A 24,473-nucleotide genomic window follows, 5' to 3' on the forward strand; every position below is an offset into this window, starting at 1 on the left:
GAGCGAATTGCACGAAAAGGCGAATGTTGCCGGTTGGCGAGTCTCCGCTGGTCACGCTGGGGATTCACCGTTACCCCGTCGATCATGCTCGTGGGTGATGATCATGTTTCGGTCACGTATCTTGCGCCTTTTCAGTTCCTTGGTGGGCGGCCATTCGTCGTAGCAATGCTGCCCCAAAGGGCGTCCATCGTGCCCCCGCGTCTCTTGCGCGTGACAACCGATGGTTGTCGTCGCGGTCCGAACGGCTGTTGGATCCCGGCCCTGACCTCGCGCTTAGCTGTCCCCAGAGCCGAAAACGAGGACCTGGGAGAACATGACGATGAGCGTCGAAGCGATCGAAGGCGCAGCCGCGGGAGTTCCGTTCGTGGCGGTGCCGCCGTCGGACGAGAAGCACCCGGCGCCGTTGGTGCTGACCTGGCATTTGCTGGGTGCGCCGTTCAGTGAGGCGGCCATGGCGGCGGCGCTGCCCATGCGGGGACTGCACGCGTGGCGGGTGCACCTCGGGTTGCCACTGACCGGGAAACGGTTCCCCGAGGGCGGTTTCGAGGAGTTCTTCCGCCTCGCGAGCGAGGACAACGTGCTCAACGTCGTCGAACCGCTCACCAAGCAGGTCGAGGCGGAGTTCCCGGCGGCGGTGGCGGAGCTGCGCTCCCGCCTGTCCATTGAGGACGGACCGGTCGGGCTGGTCGGCGGTTCGCAGGGCGGCGGGGTCGCGTTGCAGATGCTGACCCATGCCGAGATCGAGGTGGCGGCGGCCGCGCTGGTGAACCCGGTGACGCAGCTGGCACCGGTGATCGCGGCGAACGAACGGGTGTACGACGTCACCTACCACTGGTCGGACCGGTCCCGCGCGGTCGCGAACGAGTACGACTACGTGCGGCGGGCCGGAGAACTGACCGCGCCGGTGCTGCTCGTCATCGGCGAGGAGGACGACGTCTCGATCACCGAACCGGCCGAGGCCCTGCACAAGGCGTTGGGGGAGCGGCGATCCGAACTCGTCACCATCCCGGGCATGGCGCATGGGTTCGCCGAGGAGCCCGGCCTCGAACCCGCTCCGCAGACGGAACACGCGAAGCTGGTCGACGCCGAGATCACGCGCTGGTTCGCCCGGCACCTAACTGCTTGAGGTCGTCGTCCGGCAGCCAGGACCGGGCGGGATCATAGGCGCACCAACCTTCTTCGTGGCTGGTCCGGCCGGCGAGCGCGAGCAGGCGCCGCAGGGCCGGGCCTTCGCCGCGCCGCCACACCACCGACCACGGGAACAGCGGCGACGGCTCGAAGGGCAGGACTCGCAGATTGAGGTCGGAGGCGAGATCCATGTCCGCACCGGCGAGGGTCACCCGCCGCTTCCCGTAACGGGTCTGTTCCAGTGTGTGCCGGAGGTCGTAACTGACCCCGGAGTCGTCGATCGGGACATCGAATTCTTTGCATAGGCGTTGCAAATAAGAAAGCCATTCCATCGGCCCGCCCAATTGCGGAATCCAGATGCCGTCGCTTCGCAGATCCGACAGTTTCAGCGTTTCGTTGCTCGCCAGCGGATGTTCCGGGGCGAGAAGGGCGACCAGCGGTTCGAGCCGGACCAGTCGGTGATCGAGTTCCGCGGGAATTTCGCGGCCGAGGTCCGCGACCCGGCCGAACGCGAGGTCGATTTCGCCGCGGACCAGCGGGTCGAGTGCGTTGGCCAGCCCGCGTCCGGCGACGCGTTCGACCGCCAGGGCCGGGTCGCGCTCGGCGATGCGCCGCAGCATGAACAAGGGGGACAGGCGCGGGTCGATGACGTCGAGGCGCGGAGGGCGGTCTCGCGGGCCCATCGCGGCGACGGCGGCGTCCGCGGCCCGGATCAGCTCGCGCGCGTGCGGGAGGAAGCGGTCGCCGTCGGTGGTCAGTTCGACGGACCGGTTGGTGCGCCGGAAGAGCTGGACCGCCAGGGCGTCCTCGAGCTTCCGGATCCGCTTCGACAGCGCCTGCTGGCTGAGGAACAAGGATTCTGCCGCGCGACCGAAATGGCCGTGGTCGGCGGCCGCGGCGAACGCCCGCACCTGAGCCGTGTCGAGATCCACGCCCGTCAAAGTACGTGAAGGCCCCCTTCATGTACCTAGGCACAAGGAAGGGGGCCCTCACGTACTTCAACCCAGACGGCTCAGGCGCCCGGCGGCCGTTCCCGCACCACGCACGTCAGCCGCGCCGTGCAGGACCGGCGCCCCTGGTCGTCGGTCAGCACGATCTCGGCGGTGACGGTCCCTCGTCCGACGTGCACCGGGGTCGCGACACCGGTCACCCGCCCGGATCGGACCGCCCGGTGATGGGTGCAGGAGAGTTCGAGGCCCATCGTCGCCTTGTCGGTGCCGGCGTTGAGGGCGCACACCATCGAGCCGAGAGCCTCGGCGACGACGGCGTTCGCTCCGCCGTGGAGGAGACCGTACGGCTGAAGGTTGCCCTCGACCGGGATGCTGCCCACGACGCGTTCGGGACCGAATTCGCTGATTTCGAGCCCGAGCTTGTCGTTGAGCTGCTGTCCGGCGAAGGCCGGGTCGATCCCGGCGAAGGATTCGAGGGCTTGTTCGGTCACGCAAAGCTCCTTACATTCGTGCACCCGCGACCACGATCGCGTCGCCAGGGCGCACGTTATCGAGTTTTTCTCACGTCCTGCCCAGAGGACGCCCTGCCACCCCGATCGCGGGGCCTCCGGCCTGGCGGGTTCCCGTGCCGAGGGGGCCGAGCAGCTCCGCCGACAGCCCGCAACCGACACGCAGGCAGAACTGTCAGACCCTCACCCTAGACTCGCTCCCGTGAGCCCGAGTGAGAACACGACCGTTGCCAACGCCACACCCGCCACCGCACAGGCCGAGCGGCCCAAACTGCTGCTGATCGACGGCCATTCGATGGCGTATCGCGCGTTCTACGCGCTGCCCGCGGAGAATTTCAAGACCAAGACCGGGCAGACGACGAACGCGGTATTCGGGTTCACCTCGATGCTCATCAACCTGCTGCGCGACGAGGCGCCGACCCACCTCGCCGTGGCGTTCGACCTCTCCCGCAAGACGTTCCGCTCGGAGACGTTCGCGGAGTACAAGGCCAACCGCAGCAGCACCCCGGACGAGTTCAAGGGCCAGGTCGGGCTGGTCGAGGACGTGCTGAAGGTCCTCGGCATCCCGGCGCTGACCAAGGAGAACTACGAGGCCGACGACATCATCGCCACGCTCACGACACAGGCGACCGCCGAAGGCTTCGACGTCCTCATCTGTACGGGTGACCGTGACGCGCTCCAGCTGGTGACCGACCAGGTCACCGTGCTGTACCCGAAGCGCGGCGTATCGGAGATGACCCGGTTCACCCCGGCGGCGGTCGAGGAGAAGTACGGCCTCACCCCGGCGCAGTACCCGGACTTCGCCGCGTTGCGCGGCGACCCCTCCGACAACCTGCCCAGCATCCCGGGCGTCGGCGAGAAGACGGCCGCGAAGTGGATCAGGCAGTTCGGCTCCTTCAACGAGCTGATCGACCGGGTCGACGAGGTCAAGGGCAAGGTCGGCGACGCCCTGCGCGAGCACCTCGGCGCGGTCATGCTGAACCGCCAGCTCACCGAGCTGATCCGCGACGTCGAGCTGGAGCTCGGCCCGACCATGCTCGAACTGCGTCCGTGGGACCGCGAGGCCGTGCACGCGCTGTTCGACGAACTCGAGTTCCGTGTCCTGCGGGACCGTCTCTTCGCCACCTTGCAGAGCGCCGAGCCCGAGGCCGAAGAGGGCTTCGAGGTCAGCGGCTCGAATCTCGCCCCGGGCGCGCTCACGGAATGGCTGTCCGCGCACACCGGCCAGGACCAGCCGGTCGGCCTGGCGTTCCGCGCCACCGGGACCTCCGTCCGCGCCGATCTGAGGGCCATCACCTTCGCGGCGGCGGACGGCGAAGGCGCGTACGTCGACGTCACCGCGATGGACGCCGAGGACGACAAGGCGCTCACGGCCTGGCTCGCCGACGAGAAGATCCAGAAGATCGGCCACGAGCTCAAGGTCCCGCTGCACGCCGTCCGGGCGCGCGGCTGGACGTTCGCCGGGCTCGTCATGGACACCGCGCTCGCGGCGTACCTGGTCCGCCCGGGCCAGCGCACCTTCGAGCTCGACGACCTGGTCCTGCGGTACCTGCACCGCGAGCTGCGTTCCGAGGCCGACACCGGGGACGGACAGCTTTCGCTGCTCGACGGTGGCGCCGAGGACATGGAGCAGAAGGAGATCCAGGCCGAGCTGGTCAAGGCTCGCGCGGTCGCCGAGCTCGCGGGCGCGCTGACCAAGGAGCTCGATGAACTCGGCGGCGCGCAGCTGCTCGCCGAGCTGGAACTGCCGCTGCTGCAGGTGATCACCGGGCTCGAAGCGGCGGGTATCGCGGTCGACATCGAACATCTCACGGATCTGGAAGCGCACTACCTCAACCGGGTCACGCAGGCCGCGGACGAGGCGTACGCGGTCATCGGCAAGCAGGTCAACCTCGGTTCGCCGAAGCAGCTGCAGGTCATCCTGTTCGACGAGCTCGGGATGCCGAAGACCAAGCGCACCAAGACCGGCTACACCACCGACGCCGAGGCTCTGCAGAGCCTGTTCGAAAAGACCGAGCACCCGTTCCTGCAGCATCTGCTGGAGCACCGGGACGCGACCCGGCTGCGCACCACGGTCGAGGGCCTGATCAAGTCGGTCGCCGACGACGGCCGCATCCACACGACGTTGCTGCAGACGATCGCCGCGACCGGACGGCTCTCCTCGATCGACCCGAACCTGCAGAACATCCCGATCCGCACCGAGGAAGGCCGCCGCATCCGCGACGCTTTCGTCGTCGGCGACGGATACGCCGAGCTGATGACGGCGGACTACAGCCAGATCGAAATGCGGATCATGGCGCACCTCTCGAAGGACGAGGGCCTGATCCAGGCCTTCAACAGCGGTGAGGACCTGCACACGTTCGTGGCGTCGCGCGCGTTCTCGCTGCCGCCGGAGGAGATCACGCCGGAACTGCGGTTCCGGGTCAAGGCGATGTCGTACGGCTTGGCGTACGGGCTTTCGGCGTACGGGCTTTCGCAGCAGCTGCGGATCTCGACCGAAGAGGCCAAGGAGCAGATGGAGGCGTACTTCTCCCGCTTCGGCGGCGTACGCGACTATCTTCACTCGGTCGTGGGTGACGCGGCGAAGGTCGGCTACACCGAGACGATCTTCGGCCGCCGTCGTTATCTGCCGGACCTCAACAGCGACAACCGGCAGCGCCGCGAGATGGCCGAGCGGATGGCGCTCAACGCCCCCATCCAGGGCAGCGCGGCGGACATCATCAAGGTCGCCATGCTCAACGTGCACAAGGCGCTGACCGAGGCGAAGCTGAAGAGCCGTGTGCTGCTGCAGGTCCACGACGAACTCGTCCTCGAGGTCGCCGATGGCGAGCGCGAGCAGCTGGAAACGTTGGTGCGCCAGGGAATGGGCTCGGCCTACGAATTGGCCGTGCCGCTGGAGGTCTCGGTCGGGTACGGGCGGTCCTGGAACGACGCCGCGCACTAGAGCCTGTTGGCGGAGCTGAAGACGGACCGTGAAACGGGACCGAACGCGTGAACCCGCCCCGGGTTCACCACCAGACAATTAGGCCTCGTGAGTGGTAATGACGGTGAGAACCGTCATTACCACTCACGATCGGTAAGGTCTTTCGCGTGACTTCCGAGCGCAGACGCTGGCGGGTGCGGCTGCGCGATCATCGTGGGCGGATCCTGGGCGCCGGGACCATGCTCGACGATGCACACCTCCTCACCTGCGCTCATGTGATCGATGGCCACAACGGCGTCGCGGTGGATTTCGTGGCGCTTCCCGGTGTGGAGGCGGGAATCGCCACGATCGTCGCGCAGGCGGCGCCCATCGGCGACGACGGCGGGGACATCGCGCTGCTCCGATTGCGTGACCCCGAGGAGCAGATCACCGGCGCCCCGCTCCACCGGACCGTTCTCGAAGACGGCCAGCGCGTTCGCGCGTACGGCTTCCCGTCGGGTTCGGATGGCATGTGGTCGCTGGCGACCGTCGTCGGCGACGGCGGGCACGGTCTCGAGCGGGTCCAGCTGCACCGCACTCCCGACACCGAGCCGATCACCCATGGATTCAGCGGTTCCGCGGTGATCGCCGACAAGTCGGGGCACGTCGTCGGCATGGTCGCGACCCGGTACGCGACCGAGGCCGCCCGCGTCTCCTGGATGATCCCGGTCGAGACCATGCTCGGTTACCTGCCGGAACTGCGCCGCTGGGCCGAGGGCAGCCCCGCGATCGACCCCGGCTTCGTGCAGTACCCGGAGCCGCCCGCGATGGACGTGCTGTTCGCCCGCGAATTCGCCCGCTGGCTCGGCGGCCACGGCCAGGCGGACGTCCGGGTGATCATCATGGGCGAGGACGATTCCGCCGTCGCAGCTTCCTTGCGGCGCGCGGTCGTGCTCGCCGATCGCGAGCACGGAGCCGGCCGGAGCGCGACCGGGCCCACGGTGCCGCCCGTGGGCAGTGTCGTGCTCGCCGTCGACGCGGTCGGCAAGACCGCCGACGAGGTCCGGCGCCGCATCTCCGACCGGCTCGACGTCGCCGCGGACTCGCCCGCCGGCCGTCACGGGTCCGGCCGCACCGTAGTCGTCTACGGGATCGACGAAGCGGCCGAGCCCGACGAGCTCGTCGGTGACGTGCTCGTGCCGCTGGCCCAGCGTGCGCACGAACTCGGGCTGCGGCTCGCGCTGGCCTTCCGCGAGGAGACCTCGCCGGGGGTGAGTGTGGTCCGGTCGAGCACGGACGTCCTGCCCGCCGGTGAGGAAGACATCGAGGGCCGTCTCGCCCTGCTGGAAATCCGGTTGGGTGAACTCGCCCGGCTGGAGAAGGACAATCTGGGTGACGCGCCCCGATTCACCGACGTCCCGCAAGTCCATACCAAGGCACGACGGCTGAGAGGCGCGTTGACGCAACTGCGGTCGGCGGAGCAGGACGGCGACTCCGAGTGGGTGAAGCGGCAGCTCCCGGTCTGCGAGCGAGCCGTGGCCAAGACCCTCGACCGCGTCCGCGACTTCCGGCACCTTCTCGACGAGAACCTCGCCCGGCGAGCGGAATTGCGCGCCCGGCTCGACGCCTACGGGGAGATGGCCCGTAACAGCGGCTTCGTCGAAGACGTCGAACTGGATGCCGCCTACGCCCCCGCGTGGCGGACGCTCTTCGAAGGACCCTGCGACCTCGCGGCGGCGGCGGCGGCCGTCGAGCGGTACGCGGACACCGTACGGAAACGGATCGGCGGATGACGGCCTGCGGACGGGACGGCTGCCCGGGCATGCTCGGCAAGACCGGCTTCTGCAAGATCTGCGGGTTGCCGCCCGGAACGCCGGAAGCGGCCGCGCCGCGGGAGAAGCCGACCCTGGTGATCCCCGGTCCCGGTGAGGCACCGACCAGGATCACCAGTACGGTGGTCACCCGTTCCCAGCAGATCGCGGGTCACGCGACTGCGGACGACCGGGTCCCGCTGCCGATCGTCGAACTCCCCGACGTCGCGGGCCGCCTGGTGACCGAACCTCATGTCCCGGAGGAGGAACGGTTCTGCGGCAAGCACGGGTGCACGGCCACCCCGGTCGGCCGCTCGATCGGCGGCGGTCCCGCGCCCACCGAAGGATTCTGCCCGGTCTGCCGGACGCCGTTCTCCTTCTCGCCGAAGCTCGCGGCGGGTGACGTGGTCGACGGCCGCTATCACGTACTCGGCTGCGTCGCGCGCGGCGGACTCGGTTTCGTCTACCTGGCAACGGATTCCGGGCTCGGCGACCGGTATGTCGCGCTCAAGGGCCTGATCAACACGAACAACACCGCCGCCGTGCGGATCGCGGAGACCGAGAGCCAGGTGCTCACCGCCCTGGAACATCCGAATATCGTCCGGATCCTCGACGTGGTCGAGCACGAGGACTTCCGCTACATCGTCATGGAGTTCATCGACGGGCTTTCCTTGCGGGAGATCAAGAACCGCGGCCGGGCCGGACTGGATTCGAGCGAGGGGCGGCTGCTGGTCGAGCACGTTGTCGCCTACGGGCGCGAGATCCTGACCGCGCTCGACTACCTGCACGGCGAAGGCCTGCTGTACTGCGACATGAAGCCGGACAACGTGATTCACGGCGAGAAGCGGATCAAGCTCATCGATTTCGGTGCCATCCGCAAGATCTCCGACGACGAGAGCCCGATCGTCGGGACCGAGCACTACCAGGTGACCCCGCGGGAACGGGCGAAACACGGCCTCACCGTCCGGTCCGACATCCACACCGTCGGAGTGACGCTGCGGGAGCTCTTCCAGGCCAGCGACGGCTGGTCGGTCACCACCGACGCGCGCGGCGTCCGGTTCGGCATCGAGTCGTTCATCCGTGTCCTCGACCGGGCGACCGGCCCGTTCGAGCAGCGCTTCGCGACCGCGCGCGAAATGCTGGTGCAGCTCGACGGTGTGCTCGGCGAAATCCTTTCCTTGCGGGACAAGCAATCCCGGCCCGCCGGATCAACGCTGTTCGCCGAAGGGGCGGTATTGCTCGACGCGGGGCTCGGCCAGGCGCCGCCGTTGGAACACTGGACGCGGGGGACCCCGGTCTCGCTCGGCGCGCGCCCGACCGCCGCGGAGATCGCCCTCGGCCTGCCGGTGCCGCGTGAGGATCCGGACGATCCGCAGGCGAACTTCCTCCGTGCCGTCCGGGCCCCCGACGCGGCGCGGCTGCTGAAGAAACTCGACAAGGTGCCTGGCTCGGTCGAGGTCGGATTCCGCCGGTGCCGGGCTCAGCTGGAACTCGGTGCGACCGTCGAAGGCGCGCTGGCGGTGGCGGAAGCCGAACGGCTGCTCGGCGAGCGCGCCGCCCACGACTGGCGGGTGGCGTGGCATCGGGGGCTGCTCGCGCTCGGTGCCGGCGATTTCGCCGCGGCCAAGGAGAAGTTCACCGCCGTGTACCGGGACATCCCCGGTGAGGAGCCGCCGAAACTCGCGCTGGGCCTCTGCGAAGAGCACCTCAACGGCGCGGCCGCCGCCGAGCGGTACTACGACGCCCTGTGGGCGCGGGACCGGTCCCAGGTCAGCGCGGCGTTCGGGCTCGCGCGGGTCCGGATGCAGCGGGGCAATCGGGCCGCCGCCGTCGAAATCCTCGACCAGGTCCCGGAGTTCTCGCGTTACGACGAGGCCGCGCGGATCGCCGGGGTGCGGGTGCTGTCCGCGCCGATGCCGGGCACGGCGGATCTCCCGGCGTCGGCCGAACTCGACGACGCCGTGGTCCGGCTGACCGCTTTGGACCTCGACGGCGACTCCCTCGACAGGCTGGTGACGTCCGTGCGTGAAAGGGGACTGGCGGCCGTGCTCCTCGGGCAGGACGGGATCACCGACGGGGAGATCTTGCGGGCGAGCGAAACGGGCGCCCGCACCGTGCTGGACAAGTCGTACCGGCGGCTCGCCCATCACGCGCCCTCGCCGGAAGCGCACGACGTGCTGATCGACCTCGCCAACTCGGTGAGGCCGGTGACGCTGGTGTGAGCGCCCTGCCTACGTCGATCGCGGTCGCGGGTTCACCTGGGAAGAAAGGGGAGCGATGAGCGGGGAGCCGAGTCTCGGCATCGAGGTGCACCAGAACAAGTTCCTGGCCGAGGGGGACCGGGCGATGACGGCGATCGTCCGGGTCGTCTCCCGCGGCGGTGCGGCGACCGTCGCCAGGACGGCCGCCGAGGTCCTGATGATCGACTGCTCCAGTTCGATGCGCTTCCCCAGCACCAAGATCGGCGAGGCCCGGCGGGCCGCGGCGGCGGCCATCGACGTCCTGCCCGACGGTGTGCGGTTCGCCGTCATCCAGGGCACCGACCGCGCGAAGGTGATCTACCCGGCCGAGGACGGCCTGGTGGCCGCTTCCGAGGCGACCCGTGCGGAGGCACGCGCCGCGGTCGAGCACCTCGCGGCCGTCGGCGGCACCGCGATGGGCGCCTGGCTCGCGAAGGCGCGCGACCTTTTCGAAGGTGTGCCCGACGCCGTCCGTCACGCGATCCTCCTCACCGACGGACGCAACGACTCGCAGACCAGGGCCGACCTGATGAGCGTGCTGAACAGCTGCGAGGGCCGGTTCGTCTGCGACGCCAGGGGGATCGGCGACGGCTGGGAACCCGCCGAACTCATCCAGATCGGCCGGGTGCTGCGCGGGAACGTCGACTCCATCGTCGAGGACGACAAGCTCGCGGAGGACTTCCGGCGGCTCGTCGAGAGCGCGATGACGAAGGTGCTGCCCGAGGTGCGGCTGCGCGTCGGCACCATGCCGTTCAGCAGGCTGCGGTCGATCAAGCAGGTGTTCCCCGACGAGTACGACCTCACCGACCGGTGCGACGAGGTCGCCGTCCGCGAACTGGAGCTCTCGCTCGGCTCGTTCGCGAGTGACGAAACGCGGGACTACCAGCTGATCCTGGATCTCGATCCGGACCTCGAACCCAGCCACGGGCAGGACCGTCAGCTGGCGTGGACGGAACTCGTCCCCGTTCCCGGCGCCACGATCGAGGAGGACGCGCTGGCCATCGCGGGGCGATGGACCCGCGACCCGATCCCGCCGACGCTGATTCACCCGATGGTCTCGAAGTACGCCGCGCAGGCCGATCTCGGTGAGGCGCTGACCGCGGGCGGCGACGCCTACGCGGCGGGCGACCGGGCCGGGGCCGAACGGGAGTGGGGCCGGGCGGTCGCGTTGGCCACCGCCGCGGGCGACGAAGAGACGCTCGCCCGTCTCGCGGGGGTCGTCGAGATCGTGGACACCGAGAACGGGCTCGTGCGCCTGCGCCCGGACGCGACCCGCAGCCACGCGTTGCACGTCGTCATCCCGTCGAGGGTTTCGGAAATCGCCCTTCCGCAGGAAGATCGGCCGATGCCCGACGCGTCACCGGTCGCCTGTGCCGACTGCCCCGCCCTTTCCCCGTCCGGGGCGAACTTCTGCGTCGGCTGCGGAAGGCCGTTCGGCGAGGCGGTGTCGTGACGGCGACCCGCGTACGGCTGGTCCGGCTCCGCACCGCCCTGCTGGCGCTCACCCTGGCGGTCCTGGTGGTCTCGCTGTGGGCGTTCCAGAACGTCCACAAGACGGCCGAGACCGTCCGCGACCGGACCGCACAGGCGGTGCTCGAAGTGACCGCCGCGCGCGCCGCGCTGGTGGCCGCCGACGCCGCCGCGATCACGAGTTTCGCCTCCGGCGAGGCGAGACTCGCCGGTCCGGGGCAGGAGTATTCGAATCAGCTGTCGCTGGCGAGCCAGAGCCTCGCGCGGGTCGCGGAGTTCAACCAGGCGGGTGCGGCGGGCGGTAACACGCTGCAGGTGGTGGAGGGCCAGGTCGCGGCCTATTCGGGCTCCATCGGGCAGGCCGACGTGCACTTCCGTCAGCCGGACGCCGCCGTGCTGGGCGCCGTAGACCTCTGGCACGCCTCACGGCTCCTGCACGCCGCGGGCGGTGTCCTTGAAGAACTGGAAGCGTTGCAGGGCAGGCAACGCGACGCGCTGAACCGGCAACTGTCCTCCACCGGGATGAGCCTCGCGCTGCTCCCGCTGTGGCTGCTGCCGGTGCTGGCCCTCCTGGTTTTGCTGGTCCTCACCCAGCTGTACCTGCGGAAACGGTTCCGCCGCGTGGCGAACGTCCCGCTGCTCGTGGCGACCGCGCTGATCGCCGCCATCGGGGTCGCCCTGGTGTTCACCCTGGTCAGCCGAGATCGGCTGGACTCGGTCAGGGAACGGCTCGACGGCGTCGCCGCCGCGCGGTCCGCGCAGATCAAGGCGGCCGACGACGCCGGCCAGCGACGGCTCGCCGACCTGCTGGCCGAGTACTGCGATGAGGGACAGGGGTGCGGAGTGACCGTCGACGAGTTCCAGGAGCGGGCACGGCAGACCACCACGGGGGCGACGGACAACACCCGGGTGGCCACCGCGGGGGTGAAGGCGGTGGCGGCCGACGCCTCCGCTGCGGCCGAATCGGGCGGGCGGGAGTTCCTGATCCCGGCGGGCACCCTGCTCGCGGGCGCGCTGGTCCTGCTCGGACTGCACGCCCGGATCGACGAATACCGGTACCGCCCGTGAACCGCCTGATGGCCGTGATGATGGCGCTCTCGCTGGTCGCGGGCGGCTGTTCGGTGTCGGCGGACGACGGGTCGGTCGTCGTCCTCGCGTCCTGGACAGGGCAGGAAGAGCAGGCGTTCCGCCAGGTGCTGGACGCGTTCAAGGCGGACACCGGGATCGGCTACTCCTACGAAGGCACCCGTGCCGTCGACCAGGTGCTCGCTTCGGACGTCCAACGCGGTACACCGCCGGACGTGGCCGTCCTGCCCAACGCCGGGGTGCTGGCCAAGTACCAGAAGTCGGGTGATCTGCTGCCGCTCGACGACCTCTCCGCCGCGGTGACGCGGTCGTTCAGCCAGCAATGGGTCACCCTGCAGCAGATCGGCACCCAGAAGTTGTACACGGTCGCCGTGAAGGCCGATCTCAAGAGCCTGATCTGGTACAACCCGGCGCGGTTGACCGGGATCCGCCCGACGACGTTCGAGGGGCTTCGCACGTATTCCGCCGGATTGACGGCGGCGGGCGGCACGCCCTGGTGCGTCGGGATGGGCGCCCCGCCCATCTCGGGCTGGCCGGGAACCGACTGGATCGAGGACATCCTGCTGCATTCGGCGGGGCCGGAGAAGTACTGGCAGTGGGCGTCCGGCGGTTTGCCGTGGACCTCGCCGGAGGTCGCACAGGCCTGGCGTGACTGGGGTTCCGTACTCGAGCCCGCCGCGATCCGCGGCGGCACCGCGGCCGCGCTGCTGACCGATTTCGGCGACGCGGGCAAGGCGATGTTCACCGAGCCACCGGGGTGCGCGCTCGAACACCAGGCGTCGTTCATCATGAGCCGCTACCAGAACTTCAAACGACCGGACGGGACGTTTCCCAAGCCCGGCACCGACTTCGACTTCCTGTCCTTCCCGGGACGCGATGTCTCCGAGGTCGCCGCCGACCTCGCCGGAATGTTCCAGGACACGCCTCAGGCACGGAAGCTGATCGAGTTCCTGGCCTCGGAGAAGGCACAGCGGATCTGGCCGTCGATTCCCCGCGCGAACGCGTTCTCCGCCAACCGGCAACTCGGCCTCGACGTCTATCCGGACCAGGTGAGCCGGAGGATCGCGGACAGGATCACCTCGGCGTCCGCCCTGTGCTTCGACGCCTCGGACCTGATGCCGGCGACGATGACCGGCGCCTTCCACCGCGCCGTCCTGGAGTACCTGAGCAACCGGGACCGGCTGGACATCCTGCTGAAACAACTCGACGACGTCCGGAAGAGCATCCAGCCGGGCGAATGGTTGAAAATCCCCTGTGGACAGTGAAGGAGTACCGGTGAACGACCTGGCTCGGTTCCCGCTCGAAGGCGGCGGTTCGGTGGTCGTCGAGATCGATCCCGTCCCCGGCACGTCCCGCGTCTCCCGGCGCGACGACCTGGTCGAGGACGCCAAGGGGTCGTTCGAGGCGGCGCTGGCGAACGTGAAGGAGGCGGCCACGGCGGCGCTGGACACCTTCCGGTCGATGTCCAGGGGACCGGACGAGGTCGAGCTCAAATTCGGCGTCAAGCTGACCGCTCAGGCGGGCGCGGTGATCGCGAAAACGGGTCTGGAAGGCAACTTCGAGGTCAAACTGAAGTGGGCCCGGAACACCGAACTCGCGTGATTGAACACCGAACACGCGTGATTGAAGGCCGAACTCGCTCCGCGCCGTGTCTTCCGGCCTGAATCACGCGTGTTCCGGCCGCGAGCACGCGAGATCCGCCTTGGATCACGCGAGATCCGGCTGGAAGCACGCGTGGTCCTGCCTAGCGCCCGAGGCCCCGGACCAGCACCATCACCGATTCCCGCACGTCCGTCCGCGTCCGTTTGGGCTGGAACACCTGCCAGTCGAGGGCGACCACCAGCATCGTGCCGAACAACCCGGCCGCGGCCGTCGGGATCTGGACGCCGTCCGGCAGCCGCCCGGCGGCGTCCAGCCGGTGGAGTTGGTCGCGCACGATCGAAATGATCTCCTCGCGCAGCAACGTCAGCGTCTCGTGCCAGGTCCCGGGCGTGCGCCACATCTCGCTCACCAGGATCTGCGAGAAACCGGGGTATTCGGCGATGAACTCCAGCGCACCGTCCACTTGCGACTCGATCACGTCCATCGGGTCGCCGTCGCCGGTGGCCGCGCGCAGCCGGTCCGCGAGCACGCCGACGCCGTAGCGCAGCAGTGCGTCGACGAGACCGTCTTTGCTGCCGAAGTTGTAGTAGACCGTGCCCTTGGCGACCTTCGCCTCGGCCGCGATGTCGTCCACCGTCAGTCCGACGAGGCCGCGGCTGGCGGACAGTCTCAGCGTCGCTTCGAACAACTTCTGCTTCGTCGCCTCACCCCGGGGACTCACAACGCCAGCTCGGGTTTCAGCGCCGACACCGTCCAGGTGCGCCGTTTCCGTGCCGCCAGCGTCGAGACCAGGATCCCGCCGACGAGATACGCGACCAGCACACCGATGTCACCGAGGATCTCCATCGAGGCGCCACTGTAGAGCAGGTGCCGGAACCCGTCGATCGCGTAACCCATCGGCAGCACGATGTGCAACGGGTACAACGCGTCCGGGATGGTCTGCCAGGGGAACGTGCCGCCCGCGCTGACCAGTTGCAGCACCAGCAGGACCAGGCCGAGGAACTTCCCGACGGCGCCGAAGAAGGCGTTGAGCGCGTGCACCACGGCGGTGAAGGTCAGCGAGACGAGGATGGCGAACCCGATCGCGCCGAGCGGATGCGCGACGTCGATGCCGACCAGCCAGGTCACCGCGCCGAAGAGCACGATCACCTGCGCGATCCCCAGCAGCGCCGAGGACAGCCAGCCGCCGAGCGCGACCTTGAACGGCGACGCGCCGGCGGTCAGCGCGCGGGTCGAGAGCGGGCGCAGCAACAGGAACAGCACGAACGCGCCGATCCAGGTCGCGAGCGAGATGAAGAACGGGGCGAGGCCCGCGCCGTAGGTGCCCGCCGAGGCGACGCCGGAGGAGTTGACCGCGACCGGGTCGGCGATGGTGTTGGCGGTCGCCGCGCGGGTGGGATCGTCGGGGTTCGGGATCTCCTTGAGCCCGGCGGCGAGTCCGTCACGCAGTTGCACGGCGCCGTCGGCGAGCTGGTTCGTGCCGGTCACCGCGGTCTTCTCGCCGTCGTTCAGCTTCGCGGCGCCGTCCCGGATCTGCGCCGAAGCGCCGGCGGCCTGCGCGATGCCGCTGGTGAGCTGTGGCGTGGCCGAGGCCAGCTGGTGCGCGCCGTCGGACACCTGCCGCGCGCCGGAGGCGAGCTGGACGAGCTGGCTGTTCGCGCCCTGGATCTTCGTGTTCGCCTGGTCGACCGGCGACCGGAGGGTGTCGAGGCGGCCGAGGATCTCCTGCACGTTCGTCTCGGGGACGCCGGCCTCGCGCAGGTCCTGCGCGAGCTGGGTGCGGTAGCCGTCGAGTTTGGCCTGGATGTCCCCCGAGGCCGTCGCCGCGAGTGAGGCCGCGTCGGCGACCTTCTGGTTCCCGTCGGCGACCTGACCGGCGCCGTCGGCGAGTTTCTTCGTCTGGGCCGGTAGCTGGGCGGTACTGGATTTCAGGGTGCCGAGCCCGGTCGCCAGCTGGGAGCTGCCGGAGGCGAGCTGGGAGGCGCCGTCGGCCAGCTGCTGCTGACCCGATTTGAGCTTGCCCGCGCCGTCGGCGAGCTGCGAAGCGCCCGTCGAGGCCTCTTCGATCTTGCCGTAGATCGTGGAGAAACCGAGCAGGAACTTGTCCGCCGCCTCGCTGCCGACCTTCTCCGCGATCGTCTTGCGGACCTGTTCGGCCACCTGTTTCGCGATGGTCCCCGACAGGTAGTTGTTGGCGTCGTTGGTGGTCAGCGTGATGGTCGCCTGATGGGGCTGGAAGTTGCCCGAGGACAGCAACGCCGCGGAGAAGTCACGCGGGATGCCGATGGCGAACGAGTACTCGTCGTCGCGGACGCCCTTGGCTGCCTCCTCGGGGGAGACCTCGTGCCACTGGAACGTGCCGGACTTGACCAGCTCGTCGGTCACCTCCCGGCCGACGTTGCGCTCCACGCCGGCGGAGTCCTTCGAACCGGCGTCCGAGGTGAAGACGGCGGCGGGCAGCTTGTCCAGACGAGAATACGGGTCGAAGTTCGCGTAGAGGTAGAAGGACGCGTACAGCAGCGGCACCAGGACGAGCGCGGCCATGGCGAGTTTCGGCAGGGTGCCGCTGCTCAGCCGGCGCAGCTCGTTGGCGGCGATCCGGACGGGGTTCATTCCTGGTCTCCTGAAGTCTTCGCGGTCTCTTCGGTTTCGTCCGGCTCGGTCTCCGGCTCGACGGGCGCGCAGCGCACGGGGTCGGGCTGCTCGAGGGCACCGCAGCGAGCGGGCTTCTCCGGCAGAGCCGAAACCGGGGTGGTGGCGGTCAGCACGATCACGGCGAGGCCGCGCTCGGCGTGCTCACGGGCGAGCCGCGCCCAGCTGCCGACGTCGCTGGTGTGCCTGTCCGGGGTGTCGAGCACCAGGACGCCGACGCCCTCGCGGCTCGCGGCGAGCGCGGTGAGCAGCCGGGTGCGCGTCACCGCTTCGAGGTTCTCGAAGCGGGTGGTGGCGAAGGCGGCGGCATCGTGTTCGGCCAGCCAGCTCGCGACGGCGGCCTTGTTCGCCGGGCGCTTCGCGAGTTCGAGTTCCTCCCCGACGACGACCTGCAGCGACAACGCGCCGTCCGGTTCGCTCACGCCGGGGGAGTCGACGACCGCGACGACCTTCCGCTGGTCGCCGCCCTCGACGGTCACCGTCCCGGTGGCGGGCTTCAGCCTGCCTGCCAGCGCCAGCCCGAAGGCGGTGACGCCGACTCCTGGTTCGCCGTGCACGATCGCCAGCTCACCGCCCGAAACCGTGAGCGAAGTAGGCGACAGCAACGTGCCGTGGGGCCCGGTCACGGACACCCTGTCGGCTTGAACCCGCACGAAGAACTCCCAGGTCGGTGACTCGTGGAACTTTTAAACTGACTGGTCAGTTCAAAAGTTAGCCCTGACCTGGGAGGTATACAACCGTGAGGGGCTTAAGTCACACGCAAGAGTGACGAAACCCCCGCAAACCGGACGACTGGCCCTGCTTTTCGTTCAGCGCAGGGCCGACGCCGGATGGACCTCCCAGGACGTCCACAGTGGACGATAACCCTGCCGGTGCCAGAACACCGAAGAGAGCGGGTTGGTCGGGTTGTAGTAGAGGTACGTGCCGTCCGCGCCGTCGCCTGCGAACTCTTGGTGCACCACGGACATCAGAGCGCGGCCGAGCCCGCTCCCGCGCAGGCCCACCACGGTGACGACGTTGTTGACGTATCCCCAGCGGCCGTGAGGGAGCAGTTCGGCCTCGGCCGACCCCGGCGACGAGATGACCCAGGCGGCGTGCGCGAAGGCGGCGACCGTGCCGTCCCGTTCGGCCAGCCACAGCAGTGGGGCGTCCTTGTCGAGCGCGCGTTCCAGGGCCGGGGCGAGCAGTTCGGCGGCGTTCGAGCGGTGCCGGGTGGCCACCTGGCCGATGTAGTCGTGGGTCGACACGGCCATCGCGAGCACGTCGTCGAAGTCTTCGTACCGGGCCCGGCGGACGGTCACCCCGTCGACGGCCGGGTCGTCGCGGCGGCTTCCGGTGCGTACGGCGAGCGCGGACATCGGCACCAGGCCGTGGTCGAGGAAGGCGCGGATCGCCTCGGCGTCCCGGCTCGGCCAGTTGACCACGCACGACGAATCCTCGCCGGGGGATTCGGCGTCCACCCACGTCCGCCACGCGCGCAGCAGCACGTCCATGCCCTCGGTGCCGGTGCCGCCGATGAACGGGAACAGCTGCCGCACGTCGGCGGCCGACCAGAGCAGGGGGATGTCGTCCGGCCCGTGCAACTGCCGCTGCACCACGCCGGTGACCTGGACGCCCGACGCCGTGGCGGCGTCCACGCGCTCGCCGACGACCGGGGGCGGGGCCGCTTCGGGCAGGAGCCTGTCGATCGCCGCGAACCGGGTGCGGTGCGCGTCGAGCAACGTCTTCTCGATTTCCATCCCGTCCCCAGGTCGACCGCGCCGGGCACCGCTAGCGCAGGGCCGCCGCGGGACCGGCCGCCCACGTCGTCCACAGTGGACGATAGCCCTGCCGGTGCCAGAACACCGGGGAAAGCGGATTGGCCGGATTGTACGAGACGAAGGTACCGCGCAGCGACGGCGAGAACAGCTCGTCGTGCGCGACGGCGGTCAGCGCGCGCCCGATGCCGCGGCCCCGCGCCGCGGCGGTGACCGCGAGCGTTCCGACGTAGCCCCACTCACCCGGCGGCAGCCGCCCGGCGAGCGCGTCACTGGGGATCGGGGAGCGCTTTCCGCTGGTCACCATCCCCACCGTGACCCCTTCCTCCTCGGCGATCCAGACGCGGCCGCCGAACTGGAGACCGCGCCGGACCTCCTCCGCGAGCAGGGTCTTGGCCCCCGGCCGGACCACACCGTGGCCGACGAACGAGGTGTAGCGAAGTTCTTCGAACCGGAGATCGACGATCTCCTCCAGGTCGCCGCCGGAGGACTCCCGGACGGTCACGCCGGGCACGGCGTACGCGTCGCCCTTGGCGGGCGCGCGGACGGCCAGCGCCAGCTGCGGCGCGAGCCCGTGGTCGAGCAGGGTCCGCATGACGGCGACGTCCCGGCTGGGCCAGGTGACCGTGCACGCCGAATCGGGTTCGGCGTCGGCGAGCGCGATCCGCTCGCGCCAGGCGGACAGCAGCGCGCTCATTCCCGCGCCGGCGTCGGCGGGGAGGACGGCCGACAGGATCTGGAGGTGCGCCGGGCCCCAGAGCCGTTGCCAGGAACCGGCCGCGAACCGCACGTGCGCGATCGTCCCGATGGCGCCGCCCGCCTCCAGGGGTTCGCCGGGCGGAAGCGGGGGCGGCGACGGAAGCAGCGGGTCGAGCGCGGCGAACCGCGCCCGTTGCCGCTCCGCCGCCGAGGTCATCCCCGTTGGGTGCAGAAGATCGCGGTGCCGGGGAAGAGCTTGCCGCGCAAGGGGCTCCACTGCCCCCAGGTGCGGGAGTGCCCCTCCGGCCAGGCGGGCTCGATGAGATCCGTCAGCGCGAAACCGGCGTCGGCGAGCGCGCGGACGTAGTCGCCGATGGTGTGGTGGTACTCGACGTAGGTCGCGACGCCCTCTTCGTCGACCTCGACGTACGGCGTGCGGTCGAAGTACGGCTGCGTGACCGTGAGGCCCTGCGGCCCGGGGTCGTCGGGGAAGATCCAGCGCATCGGATGGGTCACCGAGAACACCCAGCGGGCACCCGGCCGGAGCACCCGGTGCACTTCGGCGAACACGACGTCCACCGACGCCACGAACGGGACCGCGCCGAAGGCCGAGCAGGCCGCGTCGAAGCTCGCGTCGGCGAACGGGAGCGACTCCGCCGTCGCCTGCACGAGCGGGACGGACGTGCCGGTGCGCTCGTTGCCCTTCCTCGCGTGCCGCAGCATGCCCGCCGACAGATCGGTCGCCACCGCCTCGGCGCCCTGAGCGGCGAGCCAGCGCGAACACGCCGCCTGCCCGGAGCCGACCTCGAGGATCCGCTTGCCGCCGACTTCACCCAGAAGTGCCACGTCGGCCTCGCGGACGCCCTCCGGGCACCAGACGAAGTCCGCGTCGCCGAGGAAGCCGCCGTGGGTCGCCTGGTAGTCGTCCGCGTCGGCGTCCCACCACGCCAGGTTCGCGGCCGTCGCCTCGGGTGCGGAAACCGCCCGGTAGGCGACCCCCGCGGTGCCGAGCCGCTCCTCGGCTTCTGCGTGCCGTTCGGGCTCGGGGACGGACTGCTGGCTCAAACCGATATCCTTTCCCCAGGTCAGGGCTTCGCGGCACAGCTTATCCGCCCGCCGCGATCGTGGGAGCGACCCTGATTGTGCCGTGTACAGGGGGCCGCGTAGGATATCTGTTAGCGCAGTGGGTTCGCGCTACTCTTTCCCCCGGTTCGCTCAGCGTCCGGGTCAGGGGGTCGCGCACCGGATGCGGTGATGCTCGCGGTCGTTCCCTGTGGACGTTTGCAGATGTGGTCGCCTCATGCCGGAAGAGCCCATGGTGCCCTAACCGCAAACCCACTACTTCCCATCCACCGGAGCAACCCGCCTAATGACGACCGACACCGCCACCGCCCCGACCGCCCCCATTGGGGCCCCGCAGGTCGCTATCAACGACATCGGGTCGGAGGAAGATTTCCTCGCAGCGATCGACAAGACGATCAAGTACTTCAACGATGGCGACATCGTCGAAGGAACCATCGTCAAGGTTGACCGTGACGAGGTCCTGCTCGACATCGGCTACAAGACCGAGGGTGTCATCCCCTCGCGCGAGCTCTCCATCAAGCACGATGTCGACCCGGCTGAGGTTGTCACCGTCGGCGATGAGGTCGAAGCCCTGGTCCTCCAGAAGGAGGACAAGGAAGGCCGTCTGATCCTGTCCAAGAAGCGCGCGCAGTACGAGCGCGCCTGGGGCACGATCGAGGAGCTCAAGGAGAAGGACGAGCCCGTCAAGGGCACCGTCATCGAGGTCGTCAAGGGCGGCCTCATCCTGGACATCGGCCTGCGCGGCTTCCTGCCCGCGTCGCTGGTCGAGATGCGCCGCGTGCGCGACCTGCAGCCGTACGTCGGCCGCGAGCTCGAGGCGAAGATCATCGAGCTGGACAAGAACCGCAACAATGTGGTCCTGTCCCGCCGCGCCTACCTGGAGCAGACCCAGTCCGAGGTGCGCAGCGAGTTCCTCAACGCCCTCGCCAAGGGGCAGGTCCGCAAGGGTGTCGTGTCGTCCATCGTCAACTTCGGTGCCTTCGTGGACCTGGGTGGCGTCGACGGTCTGGTGCACGTCTCCGAGCTGTCCTGGAAGCACATCGACCACCCGTCCGAGGTCGTCGAGGTCGGCCAGGAGGTCACGGTCGAGGTTCTGGACGTCGACATGGACCGCGAGCGCGTCTCGCTGTCGCTGAAGGCGACCCAGGAAGACCCGTGGCGTCAGTTCGCCCGCACCCACGCGATCGGCCAGATCGTGCCGGGCAAGGTCACCAAGCTCGTTCCGTTCGGTGCGTTCGTGCGCGTCGAAGAGGGCATCGAGGGCCTGGTGCACATCTCCGAGCTGGCCGAGCGCCACGTGGAGATCCCGGAGCAGGTCGTCCAGGTCAACGGCGACGTGATGGTCAAGGTCATCGACATCGACCTCGAGCGTCGTCGCATCTCGCTGTCGCTGAAGCAGGCGAACGAGGGCGTCACGCCGGAGACCGAGTTCGACCCCACTCAGTACGGCATGGCCGCCGAGTACGACGCCGAGGGCAACTACATCTACCCCGAAGGCTTCGACCCGGACACCCAGGAGTGGCAGGAAGGCTTCGACAAGCAGCGTGAGGAGTGGGAGCGTCAGTACGCCGAGGCTCACACCCGCTACGAGGCGCACATGAAGCAGGTCGTCAAGGCCGCCGAGGCCGACGCCGAGGCCGCTGCGGACGCCGCGACCGGTGTCACCTCCTCGAGCAGCGACTCGGGCGAGCAGAGCTACACCTCCGCTCCGGCCGAGGCCAAGAGCGGTGGCACGCTCGCCAGCGACGAGCAGCTCGCGGCTCTCCGCGAGAAGCTCTCGGGCGGCGCTGCCTGATCCAGGCGCTCAGCCAGTAGCTGACAAGACAGCGGCCCCGGTCCAGTACGGACCGGGGCCGCTGTCTTGTCCGCGTTTCGTCCTCTGGATGCGTTCCTTGCACGCGCAACTACCGCATTCAGAGGACGAAATGCGGTAAAGGGAGAACGGGGCTCAGGAGGTGGCGGGCCGGACGGCCGGCACCCAGACGCGTTCGAGCGCGGCGGCGCGAGCCCTGCGACGGAGTCCGGCGAAGCTGTGCTTGGCCGGGACCAGGAGCGCGCTGAACCACGTGCGCCGATATTCGGCGAGAGCCTCGGCCACGGGACGATGGAGGACACAGTGCACCAGCCCCGGCGTTTCGAGCCGGTGCCTTCCGACGTGCTTGCCGTCTGCCATCTTTCCTCCGTGTAGGCCACCTTCGCCGCGCACGGTACGCAATCAAGGCTCCGAAGCGGCGTAACCACCCGGCGTGTCACCCGTAAAGGTCGCATCTCACGTGACGATGATCTTGCCTTTTACGGCTGTCTGTGCCGGACGTCCTCATCGCGCGACCCTGAGCCTTCGGCCCAGGCCATGCCACTAGGCTGAGCGGCATGCTGCGTGTGGGCCTGACCGGCGGAATCGGCGCCGGAAAATCGACGGTGGCCAACCGGCTTTCCGAGCACGGCGCCGTCCTCGTCGATTCCGACAAGATCGCCAGAGAAGTCGTCGAGCCGGGGACGCCGGGGCTCGCCGAGCTCGTCGAGACATTCGGTGAAGACATCCTCGCCGCCGACGGTTCGCTCGACCGGGCCGCGCTCGCCGCCAAGGCGTTCGCCGACGAGGACTCCCGCAAGCGGCTGAACTCGATCGTCCATCCGAGGGTCGGCGCCAGGACCGCGGAGTTGATGGCGGCCGCGGCGCCGGACGCGATCATCGTCCACGACATCCCGCTGCTGGTCGAAGGCGGGCTCGCGCCGATGTACCACCTCGTCGTCATGGTGGACGCGCCGGAGGAGGTCCGCGTCCGCCGTCTGGTCGAGGCGCGGGGCATGGCCGAGACCGACGCGCGTGCCCGGATCAAAGCACAGGCCACGACCGATCAACGCCGGGCCGTGGCCGACGTCTGGCTCGACAACAGCGGAGCGCCCGACATCGTGCTCGCCGACGTCGACGCGTTGTGGGCGGACAGGCTGACGCCGTTCGAGGCGAACGTGCGGCTCCGCAAGCCGCGTGCGCCGATGTCGCCGAAGATCGCGTTGTACGACGAGACCTGGCCCGCGCAGGCCGAACGGGCGCTCGCGCGGATCCGCGTGGTGGCGGGTGAGGACGCCGTGCGGGTCGATCACATCGGTTCGACCTCCGTGCCGGGGCTGCCCGCCAAGGACATCCTCGACCTCCAGCTGACGGCGTCCACTTTGGACGAGGCCGACGAGCTGGCCGAACGGCTTTCCGACGCCGGGTTCCCGCGCGCGGAAGGCGAATGGTTCGACGACGCGCAGGGCGAAGAGGGGACTTGGCCCAAGCGGTTCCACTTCGGCGGTGATCCGCGCCGCCCGGTCAACCTGCACGTCCGCTCCCAGGAGACACCGGCCTGGCGGCTCGCGCTGCTGTTCCCGGAATGGCTGCGGCAGAACCCGGACGAACGCGACGCCTACGCGGCGGTCAAGAACGCCATGGCCGCGAAGCACGCCGGCGACGGGACGGTCGAGCAGTACACCGATGAGAAGCAGTTCTGGGTCGACGCGGCCTTCACCCGGGCCGATGCCTGGGCCAGGTCGACCGGCTGGACCCCGTAAGCCCGGTCATCCCCGGGATTCCCTAAGCCCGGACCACGCCGTCGCCCAGGATTCGGCGGAGGTCAGAAGCCCCAATTCGCGAGTTTCGGCCATACCGTGTCCCAGCTCCCGTTCCGGCCGGTGGCCAGCCAGATCTTCATGCCCTGACTCACGTTCTGGATCCCGGCCCGGTTGTCGAGCGCGCCGACCTCGCGCACTCGCGTGAAGTACGGCACAAGCCCGGAAGGGTCGTTCCCGACGAACAGGATGTCCCGTGCCGATTCCGGCGGCCTCGGCAGCGTCACGTAGCCGCGGTTGGGACTCGACGGCGACGGAAGTCCGAGCTCCGGGCCATAACGGTCGATCGCGCTCGCCTGCCAGTACTTCGCCGCGATGATGCCCGTATGGGGTGGATCGGGAACGGCCCGATACGCCTGAGCCACCGACTCCGTGATCTCGCGCCAGCCGATCTCTTCGTCGGCGAAGATCGGCCGCGCCCAGGCCGGGGTGCTCGCCATGGCCGACCGGGGGAGGACCGGAAGCGCCTGCGGGATCGCGATCAGCGCGGCCACCAGGTACACCGGCCAGGTGGCGATCCAGCGCCAGTACTTCGACGCCTGGCCCGCTTCGATCTCCACCGCGGCGGCGGCGAACAGCGGGGCGAACATCCCCGCCGCGTAGTAGTAGCGGCCGTTCGCCAGCAGGAACACGGCGAGCACGCCGAGCGCCGTCCACCCCAGGAACCGGTACGGCCGCAGGCGTTCGGATCGCAGCAGCCGCCACAGCCCGTAGCAGACCAGGATCATCCCGATCGGCACGCCCGCGCTCATCACCAGGGTCGGGACGAAGGTGGCCCGCCCACCCCAGCCGGCCGAGACCTCTCGAGAGATCGCCGCGCCCATCGTCAGCTGTGGCCATCCGTTGGCCGCCTGCCAGACGAGGGTCGGGGGGGGGGGGGGGGGGGGGGGGGGGGGGGGGGGGGAGGGGGGGGGGGGGAGGGGGGGGGGGGGGGGGGGGAGGAAGAACAGAAATGACACAAAATAAAAAACC

20 protein-coding genes are annotated in these 24,473 nt (G+C 69.4%); 10 read left to right on the top strand and 10 right to left on the bottom strand.

Translation table 11 applies throughout. The annotated features are described in order from the left end of the window. Positions 1–313: 313 nt before the first annotated feature. Entirely contained in the window at positions 314–1,126 is an 813-nt protein-coding gene (locus tag ACZ6DT_RS13995; protein ID WP_465593682.1) for an alpha/beta hydrolase family protein, read from the top strand. On the opposite strand, the gene ACZ6DT_RS14000 is transcribed toward ACZ6DT_RS13995, so the two are convergent. Both ACZ6DT_RS14000 and ACZ6DT_RS14005 read right to left on the bottom strand, forming a co-directional pair. Next, positions 1,092–2,060, bottom strand: a complete 969-nt coding sequence (locus ACZ6DT_RS14000; RefSeq protein WP_465593685.1) for a LysR family transcriptional regulator — start codon at positions 2,058–2,060, stop codon at positions 1,092–1,094. The two genes, ACZ6DT_RS13995 and ACZ6DT_RS14000, sit on opposite strands and share 35 nt — an antisense overlap. Positions 2,061–2,140: 80 nt before the next feature. Further along, positions 2,141–2,569: a PaaI family thioesterase gene (locus tag ACZ6DT_RS14005; RefSeq protein ID WP_038511292.1), complete on the bottom strand. Its 429-nt coding sequence runs from the start codon at positions 2,567–2,569 to the stop codon at positions 2,141–2,143. Positions 2,570–2,789: 220 nt separating this feature from the next. Here ACZ6DT_RS14005 and polA point away from each other — a divergent pair, with 220 nt between their 5' ends. The 7 genes from polA (at position 2,790) to ACZ6DT_RS14040 (ending at position 13,698) form a co-directional block, all read left to right on the top strand. Next, entirely contained in the window at positions 2,790–5,531 is a 2,742-nt protein-coding gene (gene polA, locus ACZ6DT_RS14010) for a DNA polymerase I (RefSeq protein ID WP_465593688.1), read from the top strand. A gap of 146 nt (positions 5,532–5,677) precedes the next feature. Continuing rightward, positions 5,678–7,282 (top strand): S1 family peptidase, encoded by a 1,605-nt coding sequence (locus ACZ6DT_RS14015; protein WP_465593691.1) that lies wholly within the window; start codon positions 5,678–5,680, stop codon positions 7,280–7,282. Then, a complete protein-coding gene (locus tag ACZ6DT_RS14020) occupies positions 7,279–9,522 on the top strand; it encodes a serine/threonine-protein kinase (protein WP_465593694.1) in 2,244 nt (747 codons plus the stop codon). The genes ACZ6DT_RS14015 and ACZ6DT_RS14020 overlap by 4 nt, the downstream gene beginning before the upstream one ends. A 55-nt stretch (positions 9,523–9,577) precedes the next feature. Then, a complete protein-coding gene (locus ACZ6DT_RS14025; protein ID WP_465593697.1) occupies positions 9,578–10,993 on the top strand; it encodes a VWA domain-containing protein in 1,416 nt (471 codons plus the stop codon). Then, on the top strand, positions 10,990–12,078 hold the full coding sequence (locus tag ACZ6DT_RS14030) for a hypothetical protein (protein WP_465593700.1): 1,089 nt from the start codon (positions 10,990–10,992) through the stop codon (positions 12,076–12,078). The genes ACZ6DT_RS14025 and ACZ6DT_RS14030 overlap by 4 nt, the downstream gene beginning before the upstream one ends. Beyond that, a complete protein-coding gene (locus tag ACZ6DT_RS14035; protein WP_465593703.1) occupies positions 12,075–13,361 on the top strand; it encodes an ABC transporter substrate-binding protein in 1,287 nt (428 codons plus the stop codon). Before ACZ6DT_RS14030 ends, ACZ6DT_RS14035 begins: the two co-directional genes overlap by 4 nt. A gap of 10 nt (positions 13,362–13,371) precedes the next feature. After that, positions 13,372–13,698 carry a CU044_2847 family protein gene (locus ACZ6DT_RS14040; protein ID WP_465593706.1) on the top strand — a complete coding sequence of 109 codons (327 nt, stop codon included), beginning with the start codon at positions 13,372–13,374 and terminating at the stop codon, positions 13,696–13,698. A gap of 142 nt (positions 13,699–13,840) precedes the next feature. On the opposite strand, the gene ACZ6DT_RS14045 is transcribed toward ACZ6DT_RS14040, so the two are convergent. The 6 genes from ACZ6DT_RS14045 to ACZ6DT_RS14070 all read right to left on the bottom strand — a co-directional run bounded on the left by ACZ6DT_RS14045 (position 13,841) and on the right by ACZ6DT_RS14070 (position 19,871). Further along, a complete protein-coding gene (locus ACZ6DT_RS14045; protein ID WP_465593709.1) occupies positions 13,841–14,419 on the bottom strand; it encodes a TetR/AcrR family transcriptional regulator in 579 nt (192 codons plus the stop codon). Beyond that, positions 14,416–16,311, bottom strand: a complete 1,896-nt coding sequence (locus tag ACZ6DT_RS14050) for a YhgE/Pip family protein (RefSeq protein ID WP_465593712.1) — start codon at positions 16,309–16,311, stop codon at positions 14,416–14,418. The genes ACZ6DT_RS14045 and ACZ6DT_RS14050 overlap by 4 nt, the downstream gene beginning before the upstream one ends. Beyond that, on the bottom strand, positions 16,308–17,003 hold the full coding sequence (locus tag ACZ6DT_RS14055; RefSeq protein ID WP_465593715.1) for an ABC transporter ATP-binding protein: 696 nt from the start codon (positions 17,001–17,003) through the stop codon (positions 16,308–16,310). Before ACZ6DT_RS14055 ends, ACZ6DT_RS14050 begins: the two co-directional genes overlap by 4 nt. 156 nt (positions 17,004–17,159) lie before the next feature. Beyond that, positions 17,160–18,089 (bottom strand): GNAT family N-acetyltransferase, encoded by a 930-nt coding sequence (locus tag ACZ6DT_RS14060; RefSeq protein WP_465593717.1) that lies wholly within the window; start codon positions 18,087–18,089, stop codon positions 17,160–17,162. 31 nt (positions 18,090–18,120) lie between these two features. Beyond that, on the bottom strand, positions 18,121–19,023 hold the full coding sequence (locus tag ACZ6DT_RS14065) for a GNAT family N-acetyltransferase (RefSeq protein WP_465593720.1): 903 nt from the start codon (positions 19,021–19,023) through the stop codon (positions 18,121–18,123). Beyond that, complete coding sequence (locus ACZ6DT_RS14070) at positions 19,020–19,871, bottom strand: class I SAM-dependent methyltransferase (protein ID WP_465593723.1); 852 nt, start codon at positions 19,869–19,871, stop codon at positions 19,020–19,022. Before ACZ6DT_RS14070 ends, ACZ6DT_RS14065 begins: the two co-directional genes overlap by 4 nt. 304 nt (positions 19,872–20,175) lie before the next feature. Here ACZ6DT_RS14070 and rpsA point away from each other — a divergent pair, with 304 nt between their 5' ends. After that, entirely contained in the window at positions 20,176–21,684 is a 1,509-nt protein-coding gene (gene rpsA / locus ACZ6DT_RS14075) for a 30S ribosomal protein S1 (protein WP_125783201.1), read from the top strand. A gap of 153 nt (positions 21,685–21,837) precedes the next feature. Here rpsA and ACZ6DT_RS14080 read toward each other — a convergent pair whose 3' ends face one another. After that, a complete protein-coding gene (locus tag ACZ6DT_RS14080) occupies positions 21,838–22,062 on the bottom strand; it encodes a hypothetical protein (RefSeq protein WP_465593726.1) in 225 nt (74 codons plus the stop codon). A 197-nt stretch (positions 22,063–22,259) separates the two neighbouring features. On the opposite strand from ACZ6DT_RS14080, the gene coaE reads away from it, so the two are divergent. After that, positions 22,260–23,444 (top strand): dephospho-CoA kinase, encoded by a 1,185-nt coding sequence (coaE, locus tag ACZ6DT_RS14085; RefSeq protein ID WP_465593729.1) that lies wholly within the window; start codon positions 22,260–22,262, stop codon positions 23,442–23,444. A 62-nt stretch (positions 23,445–23,506) separates the two neighbouring features. On the opposite strand, the gene ACZ6DT_RS14090 is transcribed toward coaE, so the two are convergent. Continuing rightward, a complete protein-coding gene (locus ACZ6DT_RS14090; RefSeq protein WP_465593731.1) occupies positions 23,507–24,325 on the bottom strand; it encodes a hypothetical protein in 819 nt (272 codons plus the stop codon). Positions 24,326–24,473: the final 148 nt, after the last annotated feature.

The sequence above is a fragment of the Amycolatopsis sp. NPDC041971 genome (assembly GCF_055588925.1).

Coding starts and splice junctions, on each gene's coding strand:
- ACZ6DT_RS14050 (WP_465593712.1), bottom strand. CDS start 16,311: ATGAACCCCGTCCGGATCGCCGCCAACGAGCTGCGCCGGCTGAGCAGC.
- ACZ6DT_RS14080 (WP_465593726.1), bottom strand. CDS start 22,062: ATGGCAGACGGCAAGCACGTCGGAAGGCACCGGCTCGAAACGCCGGGG.
- ACZ6DT_RS14020 (WP_465593694.1), top strand. CDS start 7,279: ATGACGGCCTGCGGACGGGACGGCTGCCCGGGCATGCTCGGCAAGACC.
- ACZ6DT_RS14065 (WP_465593720.1), bottom strand. CDS start 19,023: ATGACCTCGGCGGCGGAGCGGCAACGGGCGCGGTTCGCCGCGCTCGAC.
- ACZ6DT_RS14025 (WP_465593697.1), top strand. CDS start 9,578: ATGAGCGGGGAGCCGAGTCTCGGCATCGAGGTGCACCAGAACAAGTTC.
- ACZ6DT_RS14090 (WP_465593731.1), bottom strand. CDS start 24,325: ATGGGCGCGGCGATCTCTCGAGAGGTCTCGGCCGGCTGGGGTGGGCGG.
- ACZ6DT_RS14060 (WP_465593717.1), bottom strand. CDS start 18,089: ATGGAAATCGAGAAGACGTTGCTCGACGCGCACCGCACCCGGTTCGCG.
- coaE (WP_465593729.1), top strand. CDS start 22,260: ATGCTGCGTGTGGGCCTGACCGGCGGAATCGGCGCCGGAAAATCGACG.
- rpsA (WP_125783201.1), top strand. CDS start 20,176: ATGACGACCGACACCGCCACCGCCCCGACCGCCCCCATTGGGGCCCCG.
- ACZ6DT_RS13995 (WP_465593682.1), top strand. CDS start 314: ATGACGATGAGCGTCGAAGCGATCGAAGGCGCAGCCGCGGGAGTTCCG.